This is a genomic window from Bacteroidota bacterium (assembly GCA_030017895.1).
Lineage (GTDB): Bacteria > Bacteroidota > Ignavibacteria > UBA10030 > BY39 > JASEGV01.
Window position 1 is genome coordinate 1 of record JASEGV010000096.1, and the last position, 9,489, is coordinate 9,489.

General features: G+C 39.8%; 7 protein-coding genes. All 7 read left to right on the forward strand.

From position 1 onward, the window contains the following. The first annotated feature begins 59 nt into the window (after positions 1 to 59). The 7 genes from QME58_13055 (at position 60) to QME58_13085 (ending at position 9,470) form a co-directional block, all read left to right on the forward strand. Positions 60 to 242 (forward strand): T9SS type A sorting domain-containing protein, encoded by a 183-nt coding sequence (locus QME58_13055; protein MDI6804746.1) that lies wholly within the window; start codon positions 60 to 62, stop codon positions 240 to 242. Between the two features lie 45 nt (positions 243 to 287). Further along, positions 288 to 2,879, forward strand: coding sequence for a hypothetical protein (locus QME58_13060; protein ID MDI6804747.1), 2,592 nt, complete (start codon positions 288 to 290; stop codon positions 2,877 to 2,879). 251 nt (positions 2,880 to 3,130) lie between these two features. After that, positions 3,131 to 4,387, forward strand: coding sequence for a T9SS type A sorting domain-containing protein (locus QME58_13065; protein MDI6804748.1), 1,257 nt, complete (start codon positions 3,131 to 3,133; stop codon positions 4,385 to 4,387). Between the two features lie 13 nt (positions 4,388 to 4,400). Beyond that, entirely contained in the window at positions 4,401 to 4,526 is a 126-nt protein-coding gene (locus tag QME58_13070) for a hypothetical protein (GenBank protein MDI6804749.1), read from the forward strand. 57 nt (positions 4,527 to 4,583) lie between these two features. After that, a complete protein-coding gene (locus QME58_13075) occupies positions 4,584 to 5,471 on the forward strand; it encodes a T9SS type A sorting domain-containing protein (GenBank protein MDI6804750.1) in 888 nt (295 codons plus the stop codon). A gap of 37 nt (positions 5,472 to 5,508) precedes the next feature. Beyond that, positions 5,509 to 8,901 (forward strand): hypothetical protein, encoded by a 3,393-nt coding sequence (locus QME58_13080; GenBank protein MDI6804751.1) that lies wholly within the window; start codon positions 5,509 to 5,511, stop codon positions 8,899 to 8,901. Positions 8,902 to 8,975: 74 nt separating this feature from the next. Then, entirely contained in the window at positions 8,976 to 9,470 is a 495-nt protein-coding gene (locus QME58_13085) for a T9SS type A sorting domain-containing protein (GenBank protein ID MDI6804752.1), read from the forward strand. Positions 9,471 to 9,489: the final 19 nt, after the last annotated feature.

Consider the following 9,489-nt stretch of genomic DNA (forward strand, 5'->3'; position numbering starts at 1 on the left):
TATGGCAAAGATAATAAATATTTACGTCATTTCATACTTAACTTAACACTAGTTCAGAAATCAAGCTTGAAATTATCGATTTGCTTGGAAGGAATGTAGCAACGCTAGTTGATGAGAAACAGCCAGCAGGTGTGTACGGTGTTGCATTTCATTCGGTTGCTTTATCAAGCGGCGTATATTTTTATAGATTACTGGTTAACAGCCATATTATAGTGACGAGAAAGATGATACTATTGCATTAGTTCTATAACTATTTTTCTATTAAATAATATGAAAGGAAAATCATTATGTTTCGCACGTTCTTTTATCTTTGCTATGCGGTTGTGTTGCTGCCGCTAATTCTCTCTGCACAAGATGCTGTTCCGTACTGTGCAACCACCGGCCCATCTTCACCCGAAGAGCTACAATCAGTTCAACAACTTGTAAATACCACGATACAGATTGCAGTTATACTTGTTGATTTTTCTGACAGCAGGAAACCCGATGGAAGTTTGCCTACCATTGATGCCGATACTGCCTACTTTTCCGGTGACGCTATCAACACCGTTGGTTCGATGGGGTGGGTAAAAATTAATCCGATGGATCCCAATAGCCCTCTTAGAAAAAAGATTCGTAAATACACATACGAGGATTACTGGAATCAAATGTTTTCCATTGGTACGTACTATGGGGACAGCGTAAACCATCCCCATCCAGACTTCAATTCACACGGCATCAAAGTGTACGGCAGCATGAGCGACTACTATGAAGAAGTAAGTTATAATAACTTCCATGTTGTCCCCGCTCCCACTCGCTCAGGTTCACAGGATATGTACCATTCAGGTATCGTAAATAGAATTGACACGGCAAATGGGAAAAATTTTGTCCGATGGATCAAACTCCCTGACCCAAAATCGTACTATGCCTATCCTGGCTCATCACTGATTAATGATGCCATCTCTCGTATTAATGAACTCCATTCCCTACCATCCTCTGACCCCGAATATTTAGAATTTAATACAAGTGGTTTTGTAGGTAAGTATGCTATTGTGGGTGCAGGATCAAATATTGGCGGTTGGACATATTTAAATCACTATGCATACTCAGTATCCGAAAAGTATTACTATGTACCAAATGCAGATCCAAACAGTACATTTGATGGCATTATCGGACATATGCATGAGTTTGCTCATACGCTTGGTCTCCCTCACGTAATGCGTGGCTCATTTGAGCCGATGCACTGGGGTGGTCTTGCACCATTATTTAATTACTGTCCTCCCCATTTCAATCCGCTCACGAAAATCCAATTCGGTTGGTTACCTGAGGCAAACATACTTAAAGTGAAGTCAAACACATCAGTTTCACTTCGACCAAGCCATCTTCCTCCATCAGGAACACAACCAACAACCGCACTTGTAACTGTTTATGGAGAAGCGGGGAAGAATAACGATTACTCTCATAGCGAATATTTCATGGTTGAATATCGTACGAGGGTAGGGTTCAACCGATTTACAGGAGGTTCACAATTACCACCGAGTTCCCAATTCACAGGCGGGGCTTTAATTTGGCATTACTCTTCTGTGACGCCTTTTCCTTATAATTCTGGAGATGATATTAGGAAATATCTTAGTATCAAGGTGCCTGAGTATGGACCAAATTATGGAAGGGGAAGAGATCAAGCACCAACCGATTACTTCACTCTTGGTACTTCTTTTGATTCAGTTTCGCAAACTCCAAATTCAAACTCGGTCATCGGTTTGAAGACTGGTATCGCAATGAATAATTTTAATATGACTGGTGGAAATTTAAACTTCAATTTAACCTACCAGCTTGGGGCTCCGCCCAATTACAGTATTATTTATAAAATCGGAAACACCCCGACCGCACTTAGCGGAAATGTGTTTGTTCAATACGGGATTTCTGGTTTAAGAACAATAAGTCCGGGCTCAAAATTAGATTTCATAAGAGGTGTAGGAGTATCAATATCTAATCAAAAATTCCTTGCTATTGGTGGAAGTGGAAGTAATGATAGCATCTTTTTTAAAGGGGCGGGTTATGGAAATTATCGATTTACTTGGGGGGGAGAAAATATATTTCAAACACCATCATCCGTTGGGATTTTGTACAGACCATATAGCACACCTGATACGGTACGTTTTCAGAACTGCATCATCAAAGATGCTGGGGTAGGTCTGTATATGAACCTCACAAACTATTCAACCTCGAGCTGGATTAGACCTGTTGTAGAGGGGAATCGTTTCAAAAATACTAGCATCGATATTGCACTTCAGGGCAAAACAACCGATGTAAGTCCAATCCCTGATATTGCAGGATACGACAACAACACTTTTTCATCGTTCCTCCTTTTTGGGAAAACTGTTTTAAGTGGTTCTTCTCAATTTAGTGTACCGGCTAATGCAACATTGCGGTTTGAACAATCTATTGTTCCAACATTCTCGAGGCTTGAAATTCTAAGTGGAAATACTCTACTTGTGAATGGTCAGTTCCAAACGCTCGGATCACTTAATCTTAAAGGGGGCAATATTATTTTTAATCAAGGTGGAACAATTCAAACAGGTTCAATACTAAAAATAGAAAACGGAACAAATATAACAATCGGAAATGATATAAATGTCCAAAGTGGTGCGATACTAAACATTGATCGTGACAATATAATACACGTCGGTACTGGTAATACTTTAGCTGTCAACGGCAAACTCGTTGCCAAAGGAAATCAAAGCAACCGCATCATATTCACATCATCCAATCAATCACCATCACCTGGCGATTGGGGCGGCATTGTTTTCTCGGGCGGCGGACCCGATACACTTTCTTACTGCACAATTAAATATGCTAATACAGGTTTAAGATTTTTTAATACATCCCCCCCGCGACTTTAGTCGATAATTGTATTATAGATAGCTGCGGCATCGGAGGCATTTCTCTATCTGGTTCATCAAACAATTCAAAAGTTGTAACAATTCAATCAAGTATTATTTCTAATAATAGAGAAAGAGGTATTTCAATTTCAAACGCTTTAGCAGATATCAAACAAACAAATATTATCAAAAATGGAAATTTTGTTATAGGCCCTGGTATGGTAGTTTCATTCGCAAGAGTTTATTTATCAAATTCAAGAATAGAAAATAATTTGGGAACTGGAATAATAGTTACAGGACAAGGCAGTAATTTAATATTTAGTCCGGATGGAACATCACCGGGTTATAATTTTGTAACAGGTCATGGTGTTGGAGAGATAAATATACGTAATAATGGTTACGCATATATAGGTCAACGCTATCAATACATATGTCGGTGGAATTGTGATGGTGTATTAGATTTTACTGCAGTAAATTCCTCGCCTGATGCAATAGAACCAGGACCTTGCCGACCTATTTACTGTTGGGCAAATATGGCTGGTTATAATAACATCTACAACGATTACAATTACTTTCGTCGTTTGATAAATAACGAAACAGGGAATACGATTTATGCTCAGAACACATACTGGGGAAAATCATCAGGACCGAATCCAGCACAAGATTTCTATGGGAATGTTATATATATACCCTTTTTGACTTCACCAACTTTATCTTCTGCTCCAATGAATCCAGAGCAACCGATTGAAGAGCAATTAGCAGTTACATATATAAGGGCGATAGAAGAAAATTCTACGAATGCATTAGATGCATTATTTGGTTTGGAGAGTTTACGAGATTTTGGATTGAATCTCGATACATATATAAAAATGCCTTGGGAAAATTATATCAATAAGATTGAAAGAAAAGCAAATTCTGTTAAGTTAAAAAATTTAGCATCTGCTTTTAAGATACAAGAGAAACTGGGAAAGAAGGATTTTGCATCAACTATTTCGCTTTCGAATGTTTACTTACAGAATAATCCAGATGATGGAATGTGGATGTATTATCAGGTACAGAAAATATTCGCAAACATTGGAATCGGTGATTTGAACACAGCAAGAACAATTTACGACAATATCAAATCCCGAGCTTATTCGATTGATTCAATTTCTACATTGGCAATTGGTGAAATCGTAAGTATGTTGAGTACCGGTAACTTAAATTTGTCTAAGAGTTCAACTTCTGACAAATTAATAATAGAAAAAGAAAATAGTATAATGCCTCCGAGTTTTATGCTGCATCAAAACTATCCCAACCCTTTCAATCCATTAACAATTATCAATTATCATTTGCCGTTTAACAATTATACAACGCTCAAAATTTATGATGTTTTAGTCCGTGAGATAGCGACGCTTGTTGACGAATATAAAGAAGCAGGATATTATGAAGTAAATTGGGATGCGGTAAGCGTCCCGACCGGCGTATATTTATACAAACTTAATTCAGGAAATTTTGTGGATGTGAAAAAATTAATTTTACTCAAATAACATCAGGTGACTTATGGCTTCTAAAGTAACTAATGTAATTGTAACTGCTACAATAAACGGAAAGCAACACGGGTTGCGATTTATAAGTGCTAACGTGTGGCAATCGCTTTTTTCGCATTGTAAAATTACAAGCGGGTGAGAGAATTATAACGAAGCGAATAACTTTGATAAAGTAGTAACTAATGCATATATTTCATTGATAAAGGACCGAGGTACGAACATGAAAACCGTAATCAAATTAAGCATATTGGCGTTGCTGTTGACGATGCCTGCAGTTGCCCAGCCACCGGAGAGTTTCTTCCCACACCAAGTTGGTGATCGCTGGGATTACAGGTATTGGAACGGTGGCTTCTTCACCTATTTTTCACTGATAATTACTCGTGATTCGATTGCCGCAGACAGTGGTCATTACCTTTTTTACAATGATTCTAGCAACCCTGAGTATAAACTAGATACTGCAAACAATATCTTCTGGCTTCCAAACTATTTTAATAGCTTTATACAATACAAGCTATCCGCAGATTCTGGTGAAGTATGGGAGAATCCGGAACTTGGGGGTTTGCGATGGGCCTGGGTATCTAGCATTGATTCTGTCTTTGTTTTCTCACAGCCAACGGTAAAAAAGCAATACGAATATGGTCCGGTACACCCCGACTCAGGCCCGCAACCATATGCCCTAGTAAAGCGTTGGCTTGCCAGCCGCTTCGGCTTGATCTATGAGTGGCAGGAACCAGGAGTGTTCTCCACACTTGTAGGCTGTATAGTCGCCGGCGATACCTTTGGAATCTTATTATCGGTACCGCAAATACCAGAACTTCCGCGCCAATACGTTCTGAAACAGAATTATCCAAATCCATTTAATCCCAGCACAACAATTGAATTTGACTTACCGGAGGCTGCCCTTGTATCTATCAGAGTCTATGATTGCCTCGGTCAACACATTACAACGCTTACGGAAAGCAAACGCTTGGCTGGAACTCATCGAATAACATGGAACGCAAGCGGGTTGACAAGTGGGATATATTTTATAAGATTGAGTACTCCACAAGGCACTTACACAAGGAAAACAATTCTAATGCGATAATTCACAATATGTTCAACTAAATTTTATAGAGGTTACTATGAAAACTCAAATCAATTTTTCAGCTATTTTAATGCTTTCTCTATGCCTTATTACATTGTTTTTCCCAATTGTTAGTATAGCCCAGACAGACCCACATGCTGTTTGTGGGTTCACGGGAATGGGAAGTACAAAGGCAACACAGCTTGGAGGAATGTGGATGACACCACGAGATACACTTCATGTTCTCGTTGTGTTCGTGCAGTTTCCGGATGACCGATACGATACTGCGTACTCACTTTGGCCAACATTTCCCGCAGCGGGCAGATACCCGGGACCAACATATTTGAACACGTATATTGATTCCGTGGTGTCTCAGATGTCCACGAACGGAAATCTCAGTCACTATTTCCGCGATATGTCGATGGGTGCGTTGAAACTTACAGGCAAAACGCGATTCGTCGTCACTCCACAAACAAATCAGTGGTATCAGAACAACAATTGGAATCGTTGGATGATCAACAGAGAAGTTCTTCAAGTTCTAGATGCTTCCTTAGACTTTGCTGAGTTTGACAGATGGAAGCGATACGGAGTGTATGACATTCGCCGTGAACCTGATAGCTTGGTAGACATGATCTTCATGATCTATCGCCGTGTTGAAGGTGCGGCCGCCCTAGCATTCCACGGAGGCGAAGCCTCTCTGGGGTACGCGCGCAACTATCCGCCCCACAACGAACCAATTTCTTTCTACGTCGATAGTGGGCAGCGCCGCATCGGGCACGGTCACCCCGTATTCGGTCATCCTGGATCAGGAACTACTTCGGAGATTGGAGGAACCGGCGACGGCTGGTTCGGTCTGCTTCCCTATCGCGTTCAGATTCACGAGCTCGCACACCACTGGATGACAAATGGTCCCGACTATGGCCATAACGGCGGTGGATTTTGGGCGACCTTAAATCACCACCTTGCCAGATTCAACTCCGCATCCGTAAGCTGTATAAATTCTTTCGAACGTGAGCTTCTCGGTTGGCACTATCCCGATAGCATAGGAACATCAGGAGGTTTTTGGTACAATCTTACTCTTACGGATTTCATAACCACAAACAAGTCGTACAAGATCAAAGTACCAGGCAGCAATCCAAACGAATTCTTCCGTTTAGAATACCATCAGAGGATATCCCAGTTCGATGCTCCCGATATGCACGATCAAACGGCAAAAGGCCTTTACATCATTCATCAATCCAGTGTTTCGAATCCTCAGGACGATAATCGCCTTGTGCCCGCAGATGGAAGATGGAATTGGTCTGTTCAGGAGGTAGGATACGTAACATGGTATTCTGGCCCATTACCAGTATTCAAAAAAACAGGAATCGACATAGTGAACGGATACAATGATTCATGGAAGGTTCCATTCACCTGGCCGATCCCACCGTATACTCCCGATCAGGCAGAAGTCATCTTATGGCGTGATCGGATAACAAATGACCTTATTGAACTGCCCTTGGTACGAGGAGACGGCAACGACGCGTTCTGTCTCGGAAAGAACACCGTGTTTTCTCCATGGAGTAACCCGAGCTCACAGAATGCTGCTAAAAAGAAAACATGGATTGCCATAGAGATCGTGAACGAATCGAATGGAGTGGTAACGTTTGACCTGCATATTGACAGCACTAACTGTCTTCTCACATCTCCCTCCAAGCCGCAAGATTTGCACTCTCTAACAACAATGCCTAAATCTACTACACTTAAATGGACAGCTAACCAAGAACCAGATCTTATCGGTTACAAAGTACATCGCTGGACACTACTTCCCGATGGTTCTGAAATTAACTATACTTTATTAACTCCTTCAATAATTACGACTACATCATATACAGACAACAATTATGATCCTATCACAGGTCTACCTCAAAATATTGACCTATATCATCGCTACCGAATCACAGCAGTTGATAATCAAGGCAAAGAATCAGTTAAGTCGGAATATGTGGATGCTTACTTTACTCACGTTGCAAGCGGCATAATATCTTCTAATAAAACATACATAATTAATGTAAATGTATTGGACAATGTTACAGTCCAGAACGGTGTAACGCTTATAATAAATCTAGGCACTCGTGTAGTTTTTGAAAATGGAAAATCTCTCACCGTCAACGGCAAACTCATCGCCAAAGGGAATCAAAACAACCGCATCACATTCACATCAGCTAATCAATCACCATCACCCGGGGATTGGGGCGGCATTGTTTTCTCAGGCGGCGGACCCGATACGCTTACTTATTGCAATATAAAATATGCTGAAAATGGATTACGTTTTATAAACACTGCTGCAAATTGTTATATGGCGAACGATACAGTCTCTAACTCTTCAGGATATGGTGTTGCTGTATCGAGTACCGGAGCTTCCAACACAGCCCTAAGAATTTATAAAAGCGCTATTAAAAATAATAGAACAGAAGGTATACGCGTAAATAATGCACGCGTCAGTATTTCAAACTCACGAGTTGAAAACAACGGCTCCGGCAATATTAATTCCGGAATTATTGTAATTAACGCTGGCAGATTATTCATAGATAGTTCTTTTGTTACAAACAATTTAGGCAGCGGAATTGATATAAGCGGCATCGGCTCAAGAGTATCGCTCAGTCCCGATGAAATAAAACGAGGTTATAACACAGTAACCGGACACGGTTTGAGTGAAATATATGTTCGTAATTCTGCAACAGCGCTTTTGGGATATAGAGCTGCTATCAATTACTGTATTTGCGAAATGGACCCGGTCGATAAATCAGAAAGCCAATTGATAGAAGACTTAGAAATCGTGTCTAAAGGACCTGCCTGTCCGCCAGGTTGTTATCCGGCAGTTCGTTATGAAGCTCGTGCTGGATGGAATAATGTTTACAACAATTTTACTTATAGTTGCAGATTGATAAACAACGCTACAACAAACACAGTCCAAGCGCGTTATAATTATTGGGGCAGCGGATCGTCAATGTTTTGCGGTCCAGTCGATACATTATCTCAACGTGGCAGTCCCGTTAACACGCCGGCGAAGTTAGAGAACACGGATATTTATACCGAGGAACAATTTTCAAAAGAAGATAGAACAAGAATGAGAGAATGGCTATTACAATTACAGTCGGATATAGAATCGAACAAAACAAACTCGATAGATGCATTATATCAATTAGCGCTGTATGTTGGACCGGGTGGAGAGTTCTCAGATGCTCTTGAAATGCCGTGGGAGTTTTTACTAACTTCTGTTGAGAGGAATTCTAGATTGTCAAATGTTAAATCGCTTGCATCTGTTTTGCTCGTTACAGCAAAAATGGATAGAGGAGAATTTTTAAATGCAATTTATATTTCCGATCAGATATTACTAACTGAAGTTACGCAAAAGAGTCATTCTGAACGAAGTGAAGAATCTGAAACCTCAAATTCAGGCTATTTTTAGATGTTTCGCTTCGCTCAACATGACAAAAAGTCAATTCTGCGTAACTTCAGTTACTAAGGAATAGTGATGATAATATGTGGTTATTCTGCCAAACACAGAAAGTGATAGCTAATGTTGGACTTGGTAATGTAACAAATGCTATTTCATTGTTTAATGCTATGAAAAATCGTGGTGAGAAAATAGATAAAAAATCAATAGAAGTTTTGGAGGATTATCTTAAAAATGTATCATCAACAATAAACAGTAACGTGAAAATTTCGGATAATACTTTACAAACTGTTCAGAAAATTAATATTGAAGATAGTAATATCGAACGTCCTAAAACTTATAGTTTAGAACAGTGTTATCCCAATCCGTTTAATCCTGTTACACAAATAAAATTTTCAATTCCTGAAGCTGGTTTTGTAACTCTGAAAGTTTATGATGTTTTAGGTCGAGAAATATCAGAACTGGCAAGCGGTTGGAAGGAAGCAGGGCATTATGAAGTTGAATGGGATGCCTCTCGTTTTTCAAGCGGAGTATACTTTTATAAGTGTAATGCTTCAAGGGAAAAGTTACAATTAATATAAAATAATAGTTGGTTAATAA